Below are 20,196 nucleotides of genomic sequence, written 5' to 3' on the forward strand. Positions count from 1 at the left end.
GTGACGTGATCGCGTGCCCGGCGTTGAGCACCACGACGACGGATGACCGCGACGGGATGGACGCCATGGACGGGACCACCGAACAGCTCAGCATGACCGCCGCCGAACTGTCGTTCCTGCTGGCGAGCGGGGGGCAGCCGGGGGAGGCACCCAGGCTGCTCGGGCTGACCGACGCCGACCGGGCCGACGCGGTGCTCAGCGCCGGCCTCGGCTCGCTGCTGCTGCGTCACCTCGCCGCGCCCGTCGACGGGCAGAAGCTGGAGCTGGCGCCGGCCGTCGCCGCGGTCGCCGCCGGGCTGCACCACCCCCGCGCGTTCGTCCAGGTCGGCCTGACCGCGGAGGACCACGCCGACGGGGCGCTGCTGTTCGAGGCGGAGATGACCCGGTTCCTGGTCGCGGCGCGGGCGTACCGCTGCTACGACATCACCCCGATCGGCGCCGACGTCGACGTGCGCGAGCCGCTGCTGGCGATCGCGGACCGCTTCCTGCACCGGTACCGCCCTGCCGTCGCCACGTTCAACACCTCGACCGTGCAGGCCGTCACCCGCGGCACCGCGCCCGCCCGGGCGACCCTCGCGTCGGCGACGGACGGCTCCTGGCGCTTCGTCGGCAGCGAAGGCACCGACGACGAGGCCACCGTCGTGGAGACCTTCGACGAGGCCGCCGCCCTCATGCGCGACGAACTGGCCAAGATGCTGCCGGTCTTCCAGCCGTCCCCCTGACCGGCCGCTGCCCCGGCGGCCGGTCCGTGGGCGGGGTCAGTCCCAGCCGTACGAGCCGCGCAGCCGCTCGGCGACGAGGTCGAAGCGCTGCCGGTCCAGCACGGCACCCTCACGCCGGATGCCGTGCTCCTCGACGGTCAGCACCCGGTCGAGGCGGACCCAGCTGGGCCGCTCGTCGCGGTCCCACGATCCGGGACCGAGGGCGAACCAGTTGCGCTGCCCGTCGCGCTCGCTCTGGCTGGACAGCATCAGCCCCACCAGGGACGTGCCCTTGCGGCCCACGACCAGGACCGGGCGGTCCTTGCCCTGGTTCGGGTCGTCCTCGTACTGCACCCACGTCCACACGACCTCACCCGGGTCGGCGGCGCCGTCCAGCTGCGGGGCGTACTGCAGCAGCTTGTCGCTCACATGCTTCGGCGGCGGCCCCGGCTTGTGCAGGGTGGCCCTGTTTGCGGGGGTCGGTGGTGCTTCTGCGGCGGGGCGGCCGCTCAGCCGCGTTGCGATTCCCTGAAGAAGTCGTTTCACGCGGACGACCATAGTCCCGATCATCTGGACGGGCCCGTTTCCGGCCTGGAGACTGTCGTTCATGTACGACTTCGATGTCCTCGTGCTCGGTTCCGGCCCCGGTGGGCAGAAGGCGGCGATCGCGGCGGCGAAGCTCGACCGTCGGGTCGCCATCGTCGAGCGGCGCAACATGATCGGTGGTGTCTGCATCAACACGGGCACCATCCCGAGCAAGACCCTGCGCGAGGCGGTGCTCTACCTGACCGGTCTCAGCCAGCGGGAGATGTACGGCCAGAGCTACCGCGTCAAGGACGACATCACCGTCGGCGACCTGGGCGCGCGGACCCAGCACGTGATCGGCCGGGAGATCGAGGTCATCCGCAGCCAGCTCGCCCGTAACCGGGTCAAGCTGCTGCAGGGCACGGGCCGCTTCGTCGACCCGCACACCCTCGCGATCGACGACGAGCACGGCCACTCGTCCCTGGTGTCCGCCGAGAAGATCATCCTCGCCGCCGGCACCCGTCCGGCCCGCCCCGACAGCGTCGACTTCGACGACACCACGATCATCGACTCCGACGGCATCCTCAACATCGACAAGATCCCCGCCTCGATGGTCGTCGTCGGCGCCGGCGTCATCGGCATCGAGTACGCGTCGATGTTCGCCGCCCTCGGCACCAAGGTCACCGTCGTGGAGCGCCGCGACCGGATGCTCGACTTCTGCGACCTGGAGATCATCGAGGCCCTCAAGTATCACCTGCGTGACCTGTCGGTCTCGTTCCGTTTCCGCGAGTCGGTCTCCTCGGTCGAGCGCCACGGCCGCACCGCCGTCGCCGTCCTGGCCAGCGGCAAGCGCATCGCCGCCGACGCCGTCATGTACTCCGCCGGCCGGCAGGGCGCCGCCGACCAGCTCGGCCTGGACAAGGCCGGCCTGGAGGCGGACAAGCGCGGCCGGATCACGGTCGATGAGCACTTCCAGACCGAGGTCCCGCACATCTACGCCGTCGGCGACATCATCGGCTTCCCGGCCCTGGCCTCGACGTCCATGGAGCAGGGCCGCCTCGCCGCCCACCACGCCTGCGACGAGCCGGTGCGCGGCATGCAGCTGCTCCAGCCCATCGGCATCTACACCATCCCCGAGATCAGCTTCGTCGGCCGCACGGAGGACGACCTCACCGACAGCAACATCCCGTTCGAGGTCGGCATCTCCCGGTACCGCGAACTGGCCCGCGGCCAGATCATCGGCGACTCGTACGGCATGCTGAAGCTCATCGTCTCCCCGGACGACCGCAGCATCCTCGGCGTCCACGTCTTCGGCACCGGCGCGACCGAGCTCGTGCACATCGGCCAGACGGTGATGGGCTGCGGCGGGACGGTCGACTATCTCGTGGACGCGGTCTTCAACTACCCGACGCTGGCGGAGTCGTACAAGGTGGCGGCGCTGGACGCCATGAACAAGATGCGATCGGTGTCTCGTCTCACTGCCTGATGCCGCTGGTTGCTCTTCGCGTGCGTGGTCGTCATCCAGCGCCGTCGAGCCCATCATTCGGTGCTACAACGCCGTCGCTGGTTCAAAGCAGGGACAAATCACCCATATCTTGGCCCTGGCTTCGCCCGCACCAAGACCCGCCGGTCCCGCTCTTGATCGAAGGCTCCAGGTGGCCGTCCGGGGCGTGGTACTCCTCGGTCTAGTGATCGAAGGTTGTGACTTCGTCCGAAATGGGGCTCGTCCGTTTCAACGAGTCGCAAATTGCCCGATTCGTGACGCCTGTCGATCCGCGTCCATGCTCGCTCGTGATCGAAGGATGGGGGTGGCTGTCCGGGCGGCCGGGGCTGTCCTTCGATCATGGGCCGGAACGGAAGATCGCCGTTCGAGTGCTGGTACTACCCGGTCTAGTGATCGATGGTTTTCATTTTTGACCAGCGACGGTGTTGTAGCACCGAATGATGCGCCCGGCGGCGCTGGATCATGTGAGTGCGGACCTGGCGTGGTAGAACCCCAGGCACGGCACGGACGGTGACCGCGCCACCCGTTCGCGCCGCCGGAGGCTGCGCGGAACCACCAAGGCCGCAGCCGTGTCGGATTTCTATTCCGGGCATGACGACCACGCAAATGTGGCGCGGACCACAGACTCCGGAACCAACCCCGGGCAAGGCCGATACGGTTCCAGAAGGATGGACAACCGGGGGAAGGCACGGATGCTGCAACACACGAGGCGAGCGCTGATCGGCGCGCTGCTGGTCAGCGCCGCCCTGGCAGGCTGCACGAGCGACCCGCCCGAGCCGGACCCGTTCGCCGCGTTCATCAGCGGCTGGCAGCGGGCCGACTTCACCGGCGTCGACCTGCGCACGCCCGCGGGGCAGCCGCTGTCCGCCGACGCGGCCAAGCAGCTGCTCGCCGACACCGAGGGTGACCTCGGGGCCAGGCGGCCGGTGGTGGCGCGGCACGGCACGGCGACGGTGCGCAAGAACGATGCCACGACGAAGGCGGGGGTCGACTGGACGTTGCCGGACGGGCGGCACTGGGCGTATGAGACGACCCTTGAGGCGCGCAGGATCGACGGGCGGTGGGCGGTGTACCTCGGCGCCGCGGTCGTGCACCCGGAGCTGCCCGACGGCAAGCGGATGACGCTGCGGTCAGGGGCGGCGGCGCGAGGGGTGGTGCTGGCCGCGGACGGCACGCCGATCGTGTCGGAGGTGCCGGTCGTGTACGTGGGGATCGAGCCCCGGCTGGTCCGCGACGTCGACGCCCTGGTGCAGCGGCTCGACATCGTGTTCCGGTCGGTGCGGGTGTCGGTGGACCTGTCGGCGCTGCCGGGGAGGATCAAGGCGGCCAAACCGGACGCGTTCGTCGAGCTGGTCACGCTGCGGCAGACGGACTACGCCGAGATCGAGCGGGACCTCGCCGCCACGGACGGGGTCGCCACGAAGCCGGGGACGTTGTCGCTGCCGCTGACCAGGACGTTCGGGCGGGCGTTGCTGGGCACGTCGGGGCCGGCGACGAAGGAGCTGATCGACGGCAGCGGCGGGGCGCTCAAGGCCGGCGACGTGACCGGCCTGACCGGGCTGCAGCGGCGGTACGACACGGCCCTGCGCGGCACGCCCCGCCTGGAAGTGGTGGCCGGGGACAAGGTGCTGTACACCGCGCCCGCCGTCGACGGGGCGAAGGTGCGCACGACGATCGACGTGAAGACGCAGCAGGCCGCGGAGGCGGCGCTGGCCGCGACCACGAAACGCTCGGCGCTGGTCGTGGTCCGGGTCGCCGACGGGGCGGTACTCGCCGCCGCGAACGGGCCGGACGCCGCCGGGTACAACCTGGCGTTCCAGGCCGAGGTGGCCAGCCCGCCGATCGGGGTCGACGGCACCGCCGCCGGGTTCGGGGCGGCGTGGAAGCTCGGCGCGGACATGTTCACCGGCAGGGTCACCGCGCAGGGCGTGGTCGGCTCGCCGCTGGTGTACGCGGCCGCCGCGGCGGGTGCCGCCAGGGGGCACTGGCGCCAGCCGGTGCTGGTCACGGAGCCGTCGCCCGGGCCGCCGGCCGCGGACGGGCCGGCGATGAGCGGCACGCTGACGGTGCAGGGGATGTCGGTGGGGGTGCGCGGCGACGTGGCGTACTGCGTCTACGTCGAGGGTGCCGGGCAGGACGTCACCGGGCCGATCGCGGACGCCCTGGCGAAATCCCTGAGCACCTGAGCGGGGCGCTTGGTAGCGTGCGCCGCATGCCGTTCGGTTGACGCCCTGCCGATCCGGCCGGCCGGCTCGCGAGGCGAGCGGTCGGGTGGGCCCTGCTGTCCGACGCGTTGCCGCTGTATCCGCTGTATGCGCTGCTGTTCACCGACACCGGGCTCGGCGACGGGCAGATCTCGCTGCTGTTCGCCCTGTGGTCCGGGGTCGGGCTGCTCGCCGAGGTGCCCACCGGGGCGCTCGCCGACCGGTTCTCCCGGCGGGGTGCGCTCGTCGCGGCCGGCGTGCTGCAGGCGGTCGCGTTCGCGGTGTGGACCGCGGCGCCCGGCGGGTGGGTGTTCGCCGCCGGGTTCGTGCTCTGGGGCGTCGGCGGTGCCCTGTCCAGCGGTGCCTTGGAGGCGCTGCTCTACGACGGGCTCGTCGCCGCCGGCGCCGAGGACCGGTACGCGCGGGTGTCCGGGCAGGTCGCGGCGGCCGGGCTGATCGCGCAGATCCCCGCGGCCGGCGCCGCCGTCGTGCTGTTCCCGCTCGGCGGCTACGCCCTGGTCGGCTGGGTCAGCGTCGGGATCTGCCTGTGCGCCGCCGCCCTCGCCCTGCGGCTGGAGCAACCCGGGAAGGCCCCGGACGACGAGGACGACGACCATTGGGGGTACTTCGCGACGCTCGGCGACGGCATCGGGCAGGCGGCACGCGCCCCGGCCGTGCGCGCCGCGATCCTGGCGCTCGCCGCCCTGGCCGGGCTGGACGCGATCGACGAGTACTTCCCCGTCATGGCGGCCGGCTGGGGGGTGCCGACCGGGCTGAACCCGGCCCTGGTCCTCGTCGTCACGCTCGGTGGGGCGGCGGGTGCCGGGATCGTCGCGTACACCGGGACCTCACGACCGGCGGTGCAGGCGACGCTGCTCGCAGTCGCCGGGGTGGCCCTCGCCGCGGCCGGGGTGCTGCGCCTGCCGGTGGGGGTCGTGCTCGTCGCGGTCTTCTACGGGTTGTACCGCTACGTGCTGGTCCTCGTCGACGCCCGGCTGCAGCACGTGATCGAGGGGGCGTCGCGGGCCACCGTCACGTCGGTGGCGGCCCTGGCCACGGAGGTGTCGGCGCTGGCGCTGTTCGGGGCGTGGGCCGCCGGGGGAGTGCTGCTGGTCGCCGCGCTGACCGCGCTGCTGGCGCTGATCCCGCTGAGCGCGGGAAGCGCGGGGAGCCGCCGGTGACGGCTCCCCGCGACACGGGTCAGGTGCAGGTGGTGCCGTTGAGCTTGAACGCGGCCGGGGCGGCGTTGGTGCCGGAGAAGCTCGCCTGGAAGCCGAAGCTCGCGGTGCCGCCGACCGGTAGCGTGCCGTTCCAGCCGCCGTCGCGGACGGTGACCGCGGTGCCGCTCTGCGACGCCGTCGCGTTCCAGGCGCCGCTGATGCGCTGGTCGCCGGCGAAGGCGAACGTGAGCGTCCAGCCGCTGACCGTGGCCGGGCCGCGGTTGGTGATGGTCACCGTCGCGGTGAAGCCGTTGTTCCACTGGTTGTCCACGCGGTACGCCACCGAGCACCCGGTGCCGCCCTGGGAGGAGGACGGCGACGACGACGGGGACTTCGACGGCGAGGACGACGGCGACTTCGAGGGCGACGCGGACGGCGACGCCGAGGGCGACTGCGATGACGGCTGCGTCGACGGTACGACACCGTTCAACGCCAGCTGGTAGGCAAGGTCGGGCACGAACTGCCCCGCGGCGGCGGCGCACCCGTCGGCCTCACCGGGCAGCTTGACCCACACGTACGCGTCGACGCTCGACTCGCCGGTGCTGGTCGTCGGGCCGACGCCCACGCCACGGCCGGCCGGGTCGCACCACTGGCTGCCGTTGGGCCCGCGGCCGTTGCGGCTGGTGTCGACGATCTGGTGCAGGTTCCCGGCGCCGATCGCGTTGAGGACATTGCGGCCGTAGGAGACCTCGTCCGCGGTCGTGCGGAAGTTGGACACGTTGCTGTAGAAGCCGTCGGCGTTGCGCACGCCCGCGGCGACGAGCCGGCCGGCCTGGTCGCCGGCGGAGTTCCACGCGGAGTGCCCGCCGTCGAGGTACACCTTCGCCGACGGGTTCGCCTGCTTGATGGTGGTGACGGCACTGGCCAGGGCGGCGGCGCGGGCGGCCACGCCGGCGCTGTCGAGGCAGGTCTGCAGGGCGAGGGAGTCCGGCTCCAGCAGCACGACGGCGGTGCGGCTGCCGAGGCCCGAGGCGAACGCGCGCACCCACGCCGCGTACTCGGTCAGGGTGGTCGTCCCGCCGGCGGAGGCGCCGCCGCAGTCACGGTTGGGAATGGCGTACGCGACCAGCACCGGGATCTGCCCGGCGGCGTTGGCGCCGCCGACGTAGGACTGCACGGAGGCCGTGGTGGTCGCGGTGTTCGGGGTGGTGAACCACCTGGCCTGCGGCTGCACGCCGATCCGGTCGCGGATCAGGGCGGCCCGCGAGTCGCCGGGGTTGGCCGCGAGCCACCGCAGCACCTGCGAGTCGGGGTCACGGTAGAACGTGCCGCTGATGGTGCCGGCGCTGGCCGACCCGCCACCGGCGAGCCACAGCCCGGCGGTGCCGATGGTCACGGCGGCGATCGCGGCGACGGCGGACCTGAGATGGGAACGGAGCACGATGCGTCCTTCCGGGGGTACGGGAAGGCCGACGGTAGGTGCCGTTGGAGCGCCTGGTCCACGGGTGGCGGCCACGCCGGACGCCGGCCAGCGTGGACGCGCGCAGATGGCGTGAAAGTTACCTTTTGCCGAATGAAGTGAATGAATTCGTGAACGATCGCTCAGCGTAGATCAGCCGACAGCGGGCCGTACCACGGATCCGGGCGTCCGGCGGAGCGAACTCCACAAACCTCTCGTTTGCCTTAAATAGCCTGGTCGACGCCACATGGCATGTGCATGCAAGGTATTCCTCATTCGGCAGCAAACAATCTACGGTGAGGGCAGGCCGATGGCTCCCCTCGCCAAAAAGCCTAAATGGGACGCGCCTCGTGCCGATGGGGCGTTTACGGGTGTCACTGGGTAGCGTCGGGGCGCCACCGTGACGGTCGGGAGGGATGCGTGTCGCCGCGTAGGGTGCTGGCCGGCTACTGCGTGATCATGGCTGCCCTCGTGGCGGCCAACTTCGCGCTGCCCGCGCTGCACCTGATCCTGTGGTCCGCGATCGGTCTCACCAGCGTCGCGGCGATCGTCACCGGCGTGCGCCTCAACAAGCCCCGCCGCCGCGCGCCCTGGTTCCTGCTCGCCGGCGCCGTCGCCTCGTTCATCACCGGCGACCTCATCGCCGACGTCCTCACCCGCGTGCTGGACCGGCAGGGCTTCCCGTCCATCGCCGACGGCTTCTACCTGGCCGTGTACGTGCTGATCGCCGCCGCGCTGGTGGGCCTGATCCGCATCGGGGTGGCCCGCCGCGACCCGAGCGGGCTGTACGACGCCGTCACCGTGACCGCCGGGCTCGGGCTGCTGTCGTACATCTTCCTCATCCGTCCCTACGTCGAGGATCCGGCGCTGTCGGTGCTGGAGAAGAGCATCTCGATCGCCTACCCCCTGGCCGACATCGTGGTGCTCGCGGTGGGTGCGCGGCTCATCACCGCCGTGCGGCGCAGCCCCGCCCTGCTGCTGCTGGCCGCCGGCGGCGTCGGGCTGCTCAGCGCCGACGTCGGCTACGGGGTCAAGCAGCTCAACGGCGTCTGGGAGACCGGCGGCCCGGTCGACATCGGCTGGGCCGCGTTCTACGCGCTGTGGGGCGTCGCCGCGCTGCACCCGTCGATGCGGGAGCTGACCGAGCCCAAGGTGCACCGCGCCGGCGAGGAGCACTTCGGCCGGCTGCTGCTGCTCGGCCTGGCCCTGTTCATCGCGCCGTGCGTGCTCTACTTCGAGATGCGCAGCGGCGAGGTGCACGACGCCACCGTCATCGCCGCGTCCTCGGCGCTGCTGTCCGGCATGGTCCTGCTGCGCCTCGGCCGGGCCGTCAACGTCCAGCGCCGCACCGTGCAGCGGGAGCGGCGGCTGCGCCGGGCCGGCGCGGCGCTGCTGATGGCGACCGACGAGGCCGGCGTGACCGCGACCGTGCGCACCGCGATCGCCGAGCTGCTGCCCCTCGGACGGGCGCACCGGGTCGTGGTCGCGCCCGTGGGCGACGGCGTCGTGTCGATGCCGTACACGCGGACGCTGGCACCCGCCCTCGCCGAGGAGCTCGGCGACTTCGAGGTCACCCTGTGCTGCCCCCTGGCACCGGTGGAGGGGCGCGAGTCCGGCCGGGCGCTGTTCATCGCCGCCGACGAGGTCGCGCTCGTCGGCGTGCAGGAGGCCGCGCAGATCCTCGCCACCCAGGCCGCCCTCGCCCTGGAGCGCATCGCGCTCGGCGAGGAGATCGGCCGGCGCAACAGCGAGGCGTACTTCCGCACCCTGGTGCTCAACACCGCCGACGTCATCCTCATCGTCGGCGACCACGACCAGATCCGCTACGCCAGCCCGTCGGCGCGGGCGCTGTTCGGCAGCGACCAGCTCGACGGCACCCCGCTGCCGATGGCGTTCGCGAAGGAGAGCCTCATCGAGGTCGACCGCCGGCTGCACGAGCTGCGCACCCGCGGCGTCGACCGGCCCGGCGACGACCTGCGCGTGACCGGCGCCGACGGCCGGCCGGCGCTGGTCGAGGCGACGTTCCGGGACCTGCGCGGCGAGCCGACCGTCGGCGGCATCGTGGTCACCCTCCGCGACGTCACCGAACGCAGCCGGCTGCAGGCGGAGCTGTACCAGCGGGCCACCTTCGACGCGCTCACCGGCCTGCCGAACCGTGAGGTGTTCCTCGGCCGGGTGCAGGAGGCGGTCAGCTCCGGCGCGGAGAACGGCGCGACCGTCGGCGTGCTCATCATGGAGCTCGACGACTTCAAGGTCGTCAACGACACCCTCGGCCACAGCGCCGGCGACGCGCTGCTCGTCGCGGTCGGCAAGCGGCTCACCGAGGCGCTGCGCGCCGTCGACGGCTCCTACGGCGCGGCCGGCACCGTGGCCAGGCTCGGCGGCGACGAGTTCGCGGCCCTGGTCCGCCGGGCCGGCAGCGCCGCCGACGTCGAGCGCGTCGCAGAGAAGGTCCTCGCCAGCTTCGCGACCCCGTTCGAGCTGCCGCACGGCGACGTCACGGCCACCTGCAGCATCGGCGTCGCCACCACCGCCGAGGCCGCCGACGCGCAGGACCTGCTGCGCCACGCCGACCTCGCCGTGTACGTCGCCAAGGACGCCGGCAAGGACCGCTGGCGGCGCTACGAGTCCTCGCTGCACAGCGCCGTCGTGGAGCGGCACAAACTGCGCGCGGACCTGGACCGGGCCATCGCCGACGGCGCGTTCCTGCTGCACTTCCAGCCGATCGTGGCCATCGGCGACGGCCGTACCCACGGCTTCGAGGCCCTGGTGCGGTGGAACCATCCGACCCGCGGCATGGTGTCCCCGGCCGAGTTCATCTCCGTCGCGGAGGAGAGCGGCCTGATCGTGCCGCTCGGTGCGTGGGTGCTGCGCAACGCGGTCGAGGCCGCCGCGCAGTGGCGCCTGCTGCACCCCGGCGAGGACGTGTACGTGTCGGTCAACGTCTCCGCCCGCCAGTTCCGCGGGCGTGAGCAGGGCTTCGCCCGGTGGGTCCTGCAGGAGATCGACCGGATGGGGCTGCCGCCGGCGAGCCTGCTGGTGGAGATGACCGAGAGCCTGCTGCTGCACGACGACGGCGAGGTCACCGCCGAGCTCGCCGAGCTGCGCGAGGCCGGCGTGCGCATCGCCATCGACGACTTCGGCACCGGGTTCTCGTCGCTGTCCTACCTGCGGCGCCTGCCCGTCGACGTGCTGAAGCTCGACAAGAGCTTCATCGACACCATCGCGTCCTCGGCCGAGCAGCACGCCGTCGTCGACATGATCGTGCAGCTCTCCGCGATCCTGCAACTGCAGATCGTGGCCGAGGGCATCGAAACCGAAGCCGAGCGTGACCTTCTGGTGACGATGGGCTGCCATCTCGGCCAGGGGTACTTGTTCTCCCGGCCATTGAGCTACGGTGACGCGAGTCAATGGTTGTTGGAGGAAGCGTCGGGGCTTCAACGGGGAAGTCGGACGGCGGCCTAAGGCCTTCGGAGGACTTGTGCTCAACCACCTCGCCGCCGCGGTCGACGACGATCCCCGCTACAGCGGCATCGCCGACCTGCGTGCCCGCACCCGCTTTTACGACGCCGTCATCGACGAGGTCGACGGCCGCCGGATCCGGGTCGGGCAGCACTGGCTCACCGACTGGGCCTCGTGCAACTACCTCGGCTTCGATCTCGAGCCGCAGATCATCGACGCCGTCGATGGGGAGTTACGCCGCTGGGGCACCCATCCCAGCTGGTCGCGGATGCTGGGCAATCCCGCGCTGTACCCGCGGATCGAGGAGCGGCTCGCCGACCTGCTCGGCGCCCCCGACGCGCTGGTGCTGCCGACGATCACGCAGATCCACCTGTCGGTGATCCCGGTCCTGGCGCAGCAGGGCACGCTGCTGGTCGACGCCCGGGCGCACAAGACGATCTGGGACGGTTGCGTGCACGCCCGTGGCCTGGGCGCTACGTTGAAACGGTTCAAAACGATCGACGAGCTCGCCGCGCTGCTGGCCACCGACCTGCCCGGTCCGGTCCTGGTGTGCATGGACGGCGTGAACAGCATGACCGGCAACATTCCCCGCATCGGGCAGTACCTGGACCTGTGCCGGGCGCACGGCGCGGTCCTGTACGTCGACGACGCGCACGGCTTCGGCGTCATCGGCGCCCGGTCGCCGGAGGAGACCAGCCCGTACGGCACCGGCGGCAACAGCATCGTGCGCTACTTCGGCGAGGCCTACGACGACGTCGTGCTCGTCGGCGGGTTCTCCAAGGCGTACTCGTCGCTGCTGGCGTTCCTGGCGGTGCCAACCGTGCTGAAGAACCGGCTGAAGGCGGCCGCGGCGCCCTACCTGTACTCGGGTCCGTCGCCGACCGCGTCGCTCGCCACCGTCCTGGCCGGGTTCGACGTCAACGCCGAGCGCGGCGACAAGCTGCGCGCCGACCTGCACCGCATGTCGGCCCGGGTGCTGCAGCACGTGCGCGGCCTCGGCGTCTTCACCCCCAACACCGATGACACGCCGATCATCGAGCTGCCGATCGCGCTGGACCGTGACCTGGTCGAGGTGTCGGAGCTGCTGTGGCGGCGCGGGCTGTTCGTCACGCTCGCGCCCTATCCGGGGGTGCCTCGCGACCAGGTCGGCTTCCGGGTGCAGGTCACGGCGGCCAACACCGACGAGCAGATCGACGAGCTCAACGCCGTCATCAGCGAGCTCGCCGCCGCCGAGGTGTTCCAGTCCGCCCGGGAGACCAGCGCGAGCTAGACGCTGCGGGTCACGAGGACCGGGCTGGCGGCGTGGTGGACGATGAGCTGCGTGCGGGGGTTCGGTCTGGGTTTCTCGAACCAGCAGACCCGGTGCGCGCCGACGACGAGCAGCAGGGCCTCGTTGGCGGCGGTGGTGAGCGCCTCCAGGACGGGCTCGTCCAGCCCGGCGAACCGGGCGTCGACGTCGCTGTGCCGGCGCAGCCACGGCGCCAGGTCCGCGTAGACGGTGCTGTGCGGCCGGGTGTGCCCGGCGTGCACGGCCACCAGCGGCACGTGCCGCGACCGGGCCTCGTCGTAGGCGAACTCGAGGGCGCGCCAGCCCGACGGTGTCCCGTCGACGCCGACCACCACCGGCGCGGTGCCGGGCAGCGCCGTCATCGGGTCGGCGCCCGGACCGGCATGGTCCGGGGCGGGCGGCCCCGGCCACATGCCCGACGGGTGCCGGTCCTCGGTCAGCCACCGCTCGCCCCGGTTGACCACCAGGACCGGGCAGTGCGCGAAGCCGGCCAGGTGCGCGCCGACCGAGGAGTTGAGCAGGCCGCCGTCGTGCGGCCTGCCGCCGATCACCACCAGGCTTGCGGTGCGGGACTGCTCCTGCAGGACCCGGGCGGAGGGCCCTCCGACGGTGACGGTCTCCACCGCGATGCCCGGTTGCCAGCCCCGCGCGTCGGCGGCCGCGTCGAGCACGACCCCCTGCCCGTCCGCGGGGCCCTCCCAGCTCATCGCGTGCACGATCCGCAGCGTCCGGTCGTGCCGGGCGGCCTCGTCGGCGGCCCATCGCACCGCGCCGAGACTCGCCACGGACCCGTCGACGCCGACGACCACTGGTCTGTCCATGTATCCAACGTCCCTCGCGGGACGGGCATCGACCAGCGGCGCTGGTCTCGGGTCAGTCCTCGGCCTTCTTGCGGCGGCGGGTGGTGCGCTTGCGGGGCTTCGGGTTGCCGGAGGCGAGCCTGGTGTACGTCAGCGTGTTGGCCAGCCCGATGCCGATCGCGGAGAACAGCACCTGGATGCCCAGCTCCCACCAGCTCCACTGGATCTTCCACACCTTGACGAGGGCGTCGTCGTCGAGGTTGACCAGCTCGGCGACGAGCGTGCCGAGCAGCGCCGCGCCGACACCGATCAGGAACGTGATGAACAGCCCGATCGACTGGCGGCCCGGCAGCACCAGCCGGCCCAGGACACCGATGAGCAGGCCGATCGGGATCGCAGTCAAAAAGTCGTTGATGTGCATGGCACCCGCGCTCCCCTCGCGTTGAATCAATCGACCGGCACCGTACACGCCCTCGGCCGGCCGCGCAGGGGTGGGAGTCGATCAGCGGCGGCCGCCCATCTGCCACGGGTGGATCTCGACCTCGTCGTAGCGTCCCGGCAGGACGTCCGCGGCCCGTACCTGTGGCGCCTCGACCAGGACGACGGTGCCGAGCCAGCCGCCGTCCTCGTGGGAGAACAGCTCACCGCGGGCGAGCGTGCCGCGCGCCGGCGCCGGGGCCGCGGGGGGCAGCGTGCCCGGTGTCGCGTGCCCGATGAGCAGGAATCCCTCGCCCGCGCCGGAGGCGTGCTGCCACATGGTGCCGCCGAGGGTGTCCTCGTACCGCAGCAGCAGCACGGGATCGTAGACGCCGCCCTGGAAGTTCGGCTCGTCGAACGCGAACGCCCGCGCGGCGGCGAGGTCCGGCAGCTCGACGATGTGGATGCTGCCCGTCGCCTCGGTCCTGTCCTCGTTCAGCGTCGGGCCGCGGGCGGTGAGCTGCTTGACGTAGCCGTCCATGTACGCCCAGTGCTTTTCGAGCAGCTCCATGCGCAGCGGGCCGGTGCCCGGGCGGTCCATGCCGTAAACGAAGTGCAGCATGGTGCGGGAGTCTCCCACGAGCTGACAGCCTGTGCGCTCAGGAGGGTAGGTGTGCGGCCAGCACCGTGGCGCCGCCGGCGTCGGTGTCGGTGCTCAGCCGGCCGCCGTGCCGCGCGACGATGGCCCGGCACAGCATCAACGCCGTCGAGTCGTGCCGCACGCCCTCGCCGGTGGCCGCCGACGACGTGAACAGCCGGTCACCGCCCCGGCCGCCGATCGGCACGGTGACCCGTCAGCCGCTGTCGGTGGCCGTCACGTCGACGGTGAGCAGCGCGCCCCCGGCTCGGCGGCCGCCAGCCCGATGCCGATCATGGCGTCGACGAGCCGCCGCAGCAGCACCCGCTCGCCCTCCACGGTCGCGTCGTGCGCACCACCCGCCGTCAGGTGCACCGCGGCGTCGCGGGCGGCGGCCCAGCCCGGCAACGCCTCGGCGACGAGCTGCTCCAGTGCCACCTTCTCGCCGGTACCGGCGGGCGGTGCGTTCTCGATGCGAGCCAGTTCGGTCACGTTGTCGATCAGGCCGAGCAGCCGGGCGGCGTTGCGGGCGACCGCGGCGAGCGGATCCGGCTCCGTGACCTCCTCGCCGAGCAGCTGCGACATCGCCGCGATCGACGTGACGGGGGTGCGCAGCTCGTGCGACACGGCGGCGGTGAACTCGGCCTTCATGGCGACCAGCTCGGCGAGGGCCCGGTTCTGCCGGCGGAGCCTGGCACGGTCGGCGATGCGGTGCGACACGTCCCGCAGCACCAGGCAGCGGCCCTCGTGCGGGGTGCCGGGCAGCAGCGCGCTCCAGCTCCACTCCACGACCAGCCCCGGCCGCGGCGACCAGCGCCCGTGCTCCTGCGCGGTCATCGCCGCGGCGACGGTGTCGCCGACCTTGCGGCCCGTCGCCCCGTCGCCCCCGTCGTCTCCGTCGCCTCGTCGCCGAGGAGGTCCCGGGTCGCCTGGTTGGCAGCGACGACGGTGCCGTCGGCGCTGGTGACGAGCAGCCCGGTGCCGAGCTGGTCGAGCGCCGCCGCGAGCAGCTCCGGATCGACCGTCATCACCTTGACCACGCTTTTCGTCGGTTTTGTCCTCTTGGTGAGTTTAAGTGACGTCCACCCGACCGCGAGTGGCGATTGACACCCGCCGACGGCCGACCATACGGTTCGAGCCACCATGACGCACCTCGGCGGATCGTCCAAGCTGCTCAGGGCCATGAACGACGCGGCCGCCCTGAGTCATGTCCTCGAACGCGGCACCCTCACGCGCGGCGACCTGCGTGAGCTGACCGGCCTGTCCAAACCGACGATCTCCGAGGCGCTACGGCGGCTCACGGAGGCGAAACTCGTCACCGTCGTCGGTTACGTCAGCGCCGGGCCCGGCCCCAACGCCGAGGTGTACGCCGTGAACCCCGACGCCGCGTACTCCGTCGCCCTGTCCGTGCGCGACCGGACCGCGTCCTCGCCGCCCGGCGCTTCGCCGGGTGCTTCGCCGGGTTCGGACCTGCCGACGGTCACCGCGGCCGTCACAGACCTCGCCGGGACCGTGCGCGGCCGGCTGGAGCTCGCGGTCGACTTCACCCGCACCGACCCCGTCTCCGCCGTCGTCGACGCGGTGCAGGACGTGTGCAAGGAGGCCCGGATCGCGCCCGACCCGGTCGCGCAGGTGCAGATCGCCGTCGCCGGGTCCTACGACGTGCGCACCGACGTCCTGCACCACGTCGAGGTCCCCGGCTGGGGCCGCCCCGGCCTCGTCGACGACCTGCGCCGCCGCCTCGGCGTGCCCGTCGGCGTCGACAACGACGTCAACCTCGCCGCCGTCGCCGAGCGCGCCCACGGCGCCGGCCACGACGCGGAGAGCTTCGCCCTGCTCTGGCTCGGCGAGGCCGGCCTGGGGCTCGCCATCGACCTCGGCGGCACCCTGCTGCGCGGCGCCCGCGGCGGCGCCGGCGAGATCGGGTACATGCCGATGATGCTGCCCGGCGTCACCGGTGGCCGCGGCTTCACCGGCCGCGTCGACTTCCAGGACCTCGTCGGCGGCGGCGCCGTGCTCGACCTCGCCGCCGAGTACGGCCTGCAGGAGAGCACCGCCGCCGGCACCATGGCCGCTGCCGTCGCCCGCGCCTCGGAGCGCGACGACGCCGCCCGCAGCTTCGTCACCACCCTCGCCGGCCGGATCGCCATCGGCCTGTCCGCCGTCGTCGCCGTCCTCGACCCGCCGCTCGTCGTCATCGGCGGCGAAGTCGGCCAGGCCGGCGGCCCGGTGCTGAGCACCGCGGTCGCGACCGCCCTGGCCGAGGCCGCGCCGCTGGAAACGGCGATCGCGACCAGCACCCTGCACGACGACGCCGCGCTGCTCGGCGCCCAGGAGGCCGGCCGCTCCGCGGTCCGCGACACGATCCTGGCAACGCTGCGCCGTCCCGCCTGACCGGTCTGCCTGGCCGGTCTGCCGCGCCGGGTGGGGCTCAGCTCCAGGTCGCGGGGGCGGCGCCGTAGGCCGGTGGCAGGTGCGGCCACGTCAGCGGGGCGCCGTCGATCGTGCCCGGCGGGCTGACACCGGTCCAGCCCGCGCCGAGCGGGACCAGGAACGGCGCCGTCTGCGTGTCCTGCGGGGGTGACGGGTCCAGCGGCGTGTCGAGCAGCCACCGGGCGGTCCGGGCCAGGGACACCTCGACGTGGGCCGCGGCGCCGGTGCGCTCCCGGGCCGCGAGGGCGGTGAGGGCACCGGCGGCGGCGAGGTACCCGGTCGCGTGGTCGAGCAGCTGGCACGGCAGGGCACCGGGGCGGCCCGCGGCGTCCCGGGTGAGCCAGCCGATTCCGGTCGCGACCTGGACCAGGCTGTCGAAGCCGCGCCGGGCGCCCCACGGGCCGGTGGTGCCCCACGCGGACAGGGAGACCACGACCGTGCCGGGGTGCAGCTCGGCGACCTGGTCCGCGTCCAGGCCGAGCCGGCGCATGGCACCCGGCCGGTACCCGGTGACCAGCACGTCGGCGGTGTCGAGCAGCCGGTGCAGCGCCTCCAGCCCCGCGGCGGCCCGGGCGTCCAGCAGGGTGCTGGCCTTGCCGACGACCCCGTCGACCGCGTGCAGCGGCAGCTCGGGCCGGGCAGGGTCGTCGACCCGCAGCACGTCGGCGCCCAGCGCGCCCAGCATCCGGGTGCCGACGGGTCCGGCGATGACCCGGGTCAGGTCGAGGACCCGGATCCCGGCCGCCGGCAGGACCCTGCCGGCGGGGATCCTGTCCCGTGCGGACGCCCGCCGCGCACCGAGCGGCGTGCTGCGCACCAGCGGGCCGGGCACCTCGTCGGCCGACGCCTGCTCGTGCAGCCACTCGGCGGGGCGGCGGGAGGCGACGGCGAGGCCGGCAACGGCGTACACCAGACGCTCGACCTCAACGGCGGACCGGTCGGCGATCGCTGCGGCCACACCGCCGGCGTCGGTGCGCAGGGCGGCCAGGAGCGCGGCACGGTGCCACGGATAGTTGGCGTGGGTGCGGACCCAGCCGTCGGCGGCCGGCCACAGCCGCGACAGCGGGGCGAACCCGTCGATGCCGCGCCCGTCGGGCCCGCGCAGCAGCACCTCACCACGCACGGCCGCGGCGACGTGGGCGGTGTCGAGGGCAACCATGGGCCGGCGGCCGGTCCGCGCCTGGGCGAGGTCGGCGGCGGCGTCCAGGCACATCGCCACCGCCGCCGTCGCGCACCTGGCGACCGCAAGGGGCGCCGCCAGTGCACCGGGGACGGCGGGACCGGAGATATCGACGCTCACCATGCCATTCTCGCTCGACACCGCGCCGGACGGGGGTGCATGCTCGCGACACGATGGGTGCTCTTGACATGGTCGCCGCGCGGGTCGCCGGCGGCGCGACGGTGCGGTTCCGGCCCAGCGGGTCCTCGATGGTGCCGCTGGTGCGCAGCCGCGAGCTGGTGACGGTCAGCCCGGTCGACCCGGCGAAGGTCGAGGTCGGCGACATCGTCCTGGCCAAGGTCGCCGGGACGGTCTACCTGCACCTGGTGTCGGCCGTCGACGCCGCCGGCGGCCGGGTCCAGATCAGCAACAACCGGGGCCGGATCAACGGCTGGACCGGCCACGCGAAGGTCTACGGCATCTGCGTCGCCGTCGAGGGCGCCCGGCGCCCCCGCGTCGACGGCAAGATCCGCTAGAAAAGTCGGACACGGGTTGTCAGGTTTTGCTGGCACCGTCACCGGCATGGACACACCACTGAAAGGCAAGGTCGCGCTGGTCGCGGGGGCCACGAGAGGCGCCGGGCGGCAGATCGCGGTGCAGCTGGGGGCGGCCGGGGCCACGGTGTACGCGACGGGCCGCACCACCCGGCGGCAACAGTCGGAGATGGCGCGGCCGGAGACGATCGAGGAGACCGCGGAGCTGGTCACCGCGGCGGGCGGCGTCGGGATCGGCGTGCAGGTCGACCATCTCGTGCCGGAGCAGGTGCGGGACCTGGTCGCCCGCATCGACGCCGAGCAGGGCCGCCTCGACGTGCTCGTCAACGACATCTGGGGCGCCGAGGGGCTGTTCACCTGGGACAAGCCGCTGTGGGAGGACTCGCTGGACACCGGGCTGCACATCCTGCGCCTGGCGATCGACACCCACATCATCACCAGCCATGCGGCGCTGCCGCTGCTGATCCGCCGGCCCGGCGGGCTCGTCGTCGAGGTGACCGACGGGACCCTGGAGTACAACGCCGGCAACTACCGGGTGTCGTTCTTCTACGACCTGGCGAAGACGTCGGTGCTGCGGCTGGCGTTCGCGCAGGCGCACGAGCTCAAGCCGCACGGCGCGACGGCGGTCGCGATCACACCAGGCTGGCTGCGCTCGGAGATGATGCTGGAGCACTTCGGCGTGACCGAGGCGAACTGGCTGGACGCCACCGCCAAGGAGCCGCACTTCGTGATCTCCGAGACGCCGGCGTACCTGGGGCGGGCCGTGGCCGCGCTCGCCGCCGACCCGGACGTCGCCCGGTGGAACGGGCAGTCGCTGTCCAGCGGGCAGCTGTCGGGGGTGTACGGCTTCACCGACCTCGACGGCAGCCGCCCCGACTGGTGGCGCTACTTCCGCGAGGTGCACGAGGCGGGCAAGCCCGCCGATGCCACCGGCTACCGGTAGAGCTCGGTCATGCGGTTCGCGGCGTCGCTCATGAGCTTGCGCAGCCGGTCCGGGGCGAGCACCTCGACCTCCGGGCCCAGCCGCAGCAACTGGGTATAGGCGACCTCTACCGACTCGACCGGCAGTTCCAGCACCACCCGGCCCTGCTCGTCGGCCGGGTGGTGCACGGCCTCCCGCACCGCCAGCGACTCGACGGCATGGCGCAGCAGTCGCAGGCCGGTGGGCGTGACCCGGATCGTGACCCGCTCGGCGAGGACCCGCCGGACGAACTCGTCGGCGCGGACCGCCCAGAACGCGGCCAGGTCGAACGCCGGGTCGCGGGTGAACGCCGCCGCCTCCACGGTGAGGTCCGCGATCCGGTCGACCCGGTACACGCGCAGGTCGCCGCCCACGCGACCGACCAGATACCAGGCGCCGTTCTTGAGCACCAGGCCGTACGGCTCGACGGTGCGGGTGACGACCTCGCGCCGCTCGTAGCGCAGCCGCACCACCCGGTCGTCCCAGACGGCGCGGGCCAGCTCGGCCAGCCACGGCGGCGGCTGCGCCGGGTCCTCGAACCAGCCGGGCACGTCCAGATGGAAGCGCTGCCGGGCCCGGCCGGCCGCGTCCCGGATCGGCGCGGGCAGCGCCGCGGCGACCTTCAGCTCCGCGACGGCGAGCGCGTCACCGAGCCCCATGTCGCGGGCCGGGCCGGGCAGCCCCGACAGGAACAGCGCCTCCGCCTCGGCGCGGCTGAGGCCGTTGAGCTTCGTGCGGTAGCCGTCCAGCAGCCGGTACCCGCCGGCGCGGCCCTGCTCGGCGTAGACCGGCACGCCGGCGGCGGACAGGGCGAGGATGTCGCGGTAGATGGTGCGCTCGGAGACCTCCAGTGCCTCGGCCAGCTCACCGGCGGTGACGGTGCCGCCGGCCTGCAGCAGCAGCACGAGCGAGATGAGCCGCGAGGCGCGCAC

General features: G+C 72.9%; 19 protein-coding genes. 9 read left to right on the forward strand and 10 right to left on the reverse strand.

Going from position 1 to position 20,196, the window contains the following annotated elements:
• Positions 1–23 precede the first annotated feature (23 nt).
• Positions 24–722, forward strand: a complete 699-nt coding sequence (locus OHA72_RS29040) for a hypothetical protein (protein ID WP_327010960.1) — start codon at positions 24–26, stop codon at positions 720–722.
• A gap of 36 nt (positions 723–758) precedes the next feature.
• On the opposite strand, the gene OHA72_RS29045 is transcribed toward OHA72_RS29040, so the two are convergent.
• Entirely contained in the window at positions 759–1,247 is a 489-nt protein-coding gene (locus OHA72_RS29045; RefSeq protein WP_327010961.1) for a type II toxin-antitoxin system PemK/MazF family toxin, read from the reverse strand.
• A 61-nt stretch (positions 1,248–1,308) separates the two neighbouring features.
• On the opposite strand from OHA72_RS29045, the gene sthA reads away from it, so the two are divergent.
• From sthA to OHA72_RS29060, 3 genes are all read left to right on the forward strand, one after another.
• A complete protein-coding gene (gene sthA / locus OHA72_RS29050; protein ID WP_327010962.1) occupies positions 1,309–2,712 on the forward strand; it encodes a Si-specific NAD(P)(+) transhydrogenase in 1,404 nt (467 codons plus the stop codon).
• Positions 2,713–3,422: 710 nt separating this feature from the next.
• The gene (locus tag OHA72_RS29055; RefSeq protein WP_327010963.1) at positions 3,423–4,916 is read left to right on the forward strand and encodes an NTF2-like N-terminal transpeptidase domain-containing protein; all 1,494 of its coding nucleotides are present in this window, start codon (positions 3,423–3,425) and stop codon (positions 4,914–4,916) included.
• 107 nt (positions 4,917–5,023) lie between these two features.
• Complete coding sequence (locus OHA72_RS29060) at positions 5,024–6,115, forward strand: MFS transporter (RefSeq protein WP_327010964.1); 1,092 nt, start codon at positions 5,024–5,026, stop codon at positions 6,113–6,115.
• Between the two features lie 19 nt (positions 6,116–6,134).
• On the opposite strand, the gene OHA72_RS29065 is transcribed toward OHA72_RS29060, so the two are convergent.
• Positions 6,135–7,535, reverse strand: coding sequence for a glycoside hydrolase family 6 protein (locus OHA72_RS29065; protein WP_327010965.1), 1,401 nt, complete (start codon positions 7,533–7,535; stop codon positions 6,135–6,137).
• Between the two features lie 438 nt (positions 7,536–7,973).
• Here OHA72_RS29065 and OHA72_RS29070 point away from each other — a divergent pair, with 438 nt between their 5' ends.
• Together OHA72_RS29070 and OHA72_RS29075 are read left to right on the forward strand one after the other, a co-directional pair.
• Positions 7,974–11,018, forward strand: a complete 3,045-nt coding sequence (locus OHA72_RS29070) for an EAL domain-containing protein (RefSeq protein WP_327010966.1) — start codon at positions 7,974–7,976, stop codon at positions 11,016–11,018.
• Positions 11,019–11,034: 16 nt separating this feature from the next.
• The gene (locus OHA72_RS29075) at positions 11,035–12,285 is read left to right on the forward strand and encodes an aminotransferase class I/II-fold pyridoxal phosphate-dependent enzyme (protein ID WP_327010967.1); all 1,251 of its coding nucleotides are present in this window, start codon (positions 11,035–11,037) and stop codon (positions 12,283–12,285) included.
• Here OHA72_RS29075 and OHA72_RS29080 read toward each other — a convergent pair.
• The 6 genes from OHA72_RS29080 to OHA72_RS29105 all read right to left on the reverse strand — a co-directional run bounded on the left by OHA72_RS29080 (position 12,282) and on the right by OHA72_RS29105 (position 15,185).
• Positions 12,282–13,124, reverse strand: coding sequence for a universal stress protein (locus tag OHA72_RS29080; protein ID WP_327010968.1), 843 nt, complete (start codon positions 13,122–13,124; stop codon positions 12,282–12,284). The two genes, OHA72_RS29075 and OHA72_RS29080, sit on opposite strands and share 4 nt — an antisense overlap.
• Before the next feature lie 52 nt (positions 13,125–13,176).
• Positions 13,177–13,506: a GlsB/YeaQ/YmgE family stress response membrane protein gene (locus OHA72_RS29085; RefSeq protein ID WP_327010969.1), complete on the reverse strand. Its 330-nt coding sequence runs from the start codon at positions 13,504–13,506 to the stop codon at positions 13,177–13,179.
• A gap of 99 nt (positions 13,507–13,605) precedes the next feature.
• Positions 13,606–14,142 (reverse strand): YciI family protein, encoded by a 537-nt coding sequence (locus OHA72_RS29090; protein WP_327010970.1) that lies wholly within the window; start codon positions 14,140–14,142, stop codon positions 13,606–13,608.
• Between the two features lie 37 nt (positions 14,143–14,179).
• Positions 14,180–14,365 carry an ATP-binding protein gene (locus OHA72_RS29095; protein ID WP_327010971.1) on the reverse strand — a complete coding sequence of 62 codons (186 nt, stop codon included), beginning with the start codon at positions 14,363–14,365 and terminating at the stop codon, positions 14,180–14,182.
• A gap of 29 nt (positions 14,366–14,394) precedes the next feature.
• Positions 14,395–14,994: a sensor histidine kinase gene (locus OHA72_RS29100; protein ID WP_327010972.1), complete on the reverse strand. Its 600-nt coding sequence runs from the start codon at positions 14,992–14,994 to the stop codon at positions 14,395–14,397.
• A complete protein-coding gene (locus OHA72_RS29105) occupies positions 14,991–15,185 on the reverse strand; it encodes a PAS domain-containing protein (protein ID WP_327010973.1) in 195 nt (64 codons plus the stop codon). Before OHA72_RS29105 ends, OHA72_RS29100 begins: the two co-directional genes overlap by 4 nt.
• A 115-nt stretch (positions 15,186–15,300) precedes the next feature.
• Between OHA72_RS29105 and OHA72_RS29110 the strand changes: the two genes are divergently transcribed.
• Positions 15,301–16,551 carry an ROK family transcriptional regulator gene (locus tag OHA72_RS29110; RefSeq protein ID WP_327010974.1) on the forward strand — a complete coding sequence of 417 codons (1,251 nt, stop codon included), beginning with the start codon at positions 15,301–15,303 and terminating at the stop codon, positions 16,549–16,551.
• 37 nt (positions 16,552–16,588) lie between these two features.
• Here OHA72_RS29110 and OHA72_RS29115 read toward each other — a convergent pair whose 3' ends face one another.
• Positions 16,589–17,893, reverse strand: coding sequence for a CoA transferase (locus OHA72_RS29115; protein ID WP_327010975.1), 1,305 nt, complete (start codon positions 17,891–17,893; stop codon positions 16,589–16,591).
• Between the two features lie 50 nt (positions 17,894–17,943).
• Between OHA72_RS29115 and OHA72_RS29120 the strand changes: the two genes are divergently transcribed.
• Positions 17,944–18,285 carry a hypothetical protein gene (locus tag OHA72_RS29120; protein WP_327010976.1) on the forward strand — a complete coding sequence of 114 codons (342 nt, stop codon included), beginning with the start codon at positions 17,944–17,946 and terminating at the stop codon, positions 18,283–18,285.
• Positions 18,286–18,331: 46 nt separating this feature from the next.
• Positions 18,332–19,246 carry an SDR family oxidoreductase gene (locus OHA72_RS29125; RefSeq protein WP_327010977.1) on the forward strand — a complete coding sequence of 305 codons (915 nt, stop codon included), beginning with the start codon at positions 18,332–18,334 and terminating at the stop codon, positions 19,244–19,246.
• Here the strand turns inward: OHA72_RS29125 and OHA72_RS29130 are convergent.
• Positions 19,237–20,196 carry a helix-turn-helix transcriptional regulator gene (locus OHA72_RS29130; RefSeq protein ID WP_327010978.1) on the reverse strand — a complete coding sequence of 320 codons (960 nt, stop codon included), beginning with the start codon at positions 20,194–20,196 and terminating at the stop codon, positions 19,237–19,239. The two genes, OHA72_RS29125 and OHA72_RS29130, sit on opposite strands and share 10 nt — an antisense overlap.

The organism is Dactylosporangium sp. NBC_01737 (genome assembly GCF_035963215.1).
Classification (GTDB): domain Bacteria; phylum Actinomycetota; class Actinomycetes; order Mycobacteriales; family Micromonosporaceae; genus Dactylosporangium.

Coding starts and splice junctions, on each gene's coding strand:
- sthA (WP_327010962.1), top strand. CDS start 1,309: ATGTACGACTTCGATGTCCTCGTGCTCGGTTCCGGCCCCGGTGGGCAG.
- OHA72_RS29055 (WP_327010963.1), top strand. CDS start 3,423: ATGCTGCAACACACGAGGCGAGCGCTGATCGGCGCGCTGCTGGTCAGC.
- OHA72_RS29080 (WP_327010968.1), bottom strand. CDS start 13,124: ATGGACAGACCAGTGGTCGTCGGCGTCGACGGGTCCGTGGCGAGTCTC.
- OHA72_RS29090 (WP_327010970.1), bottom strand. CDS start 14,142: ATGCTGCACTTCGTTTACGGCATGGACCGCCCGGGCACCGGCCCGCTG.
- OHA72_RS29100 (WP_327010972.1), bottom strand. CDS start 14,994: ATGACCGCGCAGGAGCACGGGCGCTGGTCGCCGCGGCCGGGGCTGGTC.
- OHA72_RS29105 (WP_327010973.1), bottom strand. CDS start 15,185: ATGACGGTCGATCCGGAGCTGCTCGCGGCGGCGCTCGACCAGCTCGGC.
- OHA72_RS29110 (WP_327010974.1), top strand. CDS start 15,301: ATGACGCACCTCGGCGGATCGTCCAAGCTGCTCAGGGCCATGAACGAC.
- OHA72_RS29115 (WP_327010975.1), bottom strand. CDS start 17,893: ATGGTGAGCGTCGATATCTCCGGTCCCGCCGTCCCCGGTGCACTGGCG.
- OHA72_RS29120 (WP_327010976.1), top strand. CDS start 17,944: ATGGGTGCTCTTGACATGGTCGCCGCGCGGGTCGCCGGCGGCGCGACG.
- OHA72_RS29125 (WP_327010977.1), top strand. CDS start 18,332: ATGGACACACCACTGAAAGGCAAGGTCGCGCTGGTCGCGGGGGCCACG.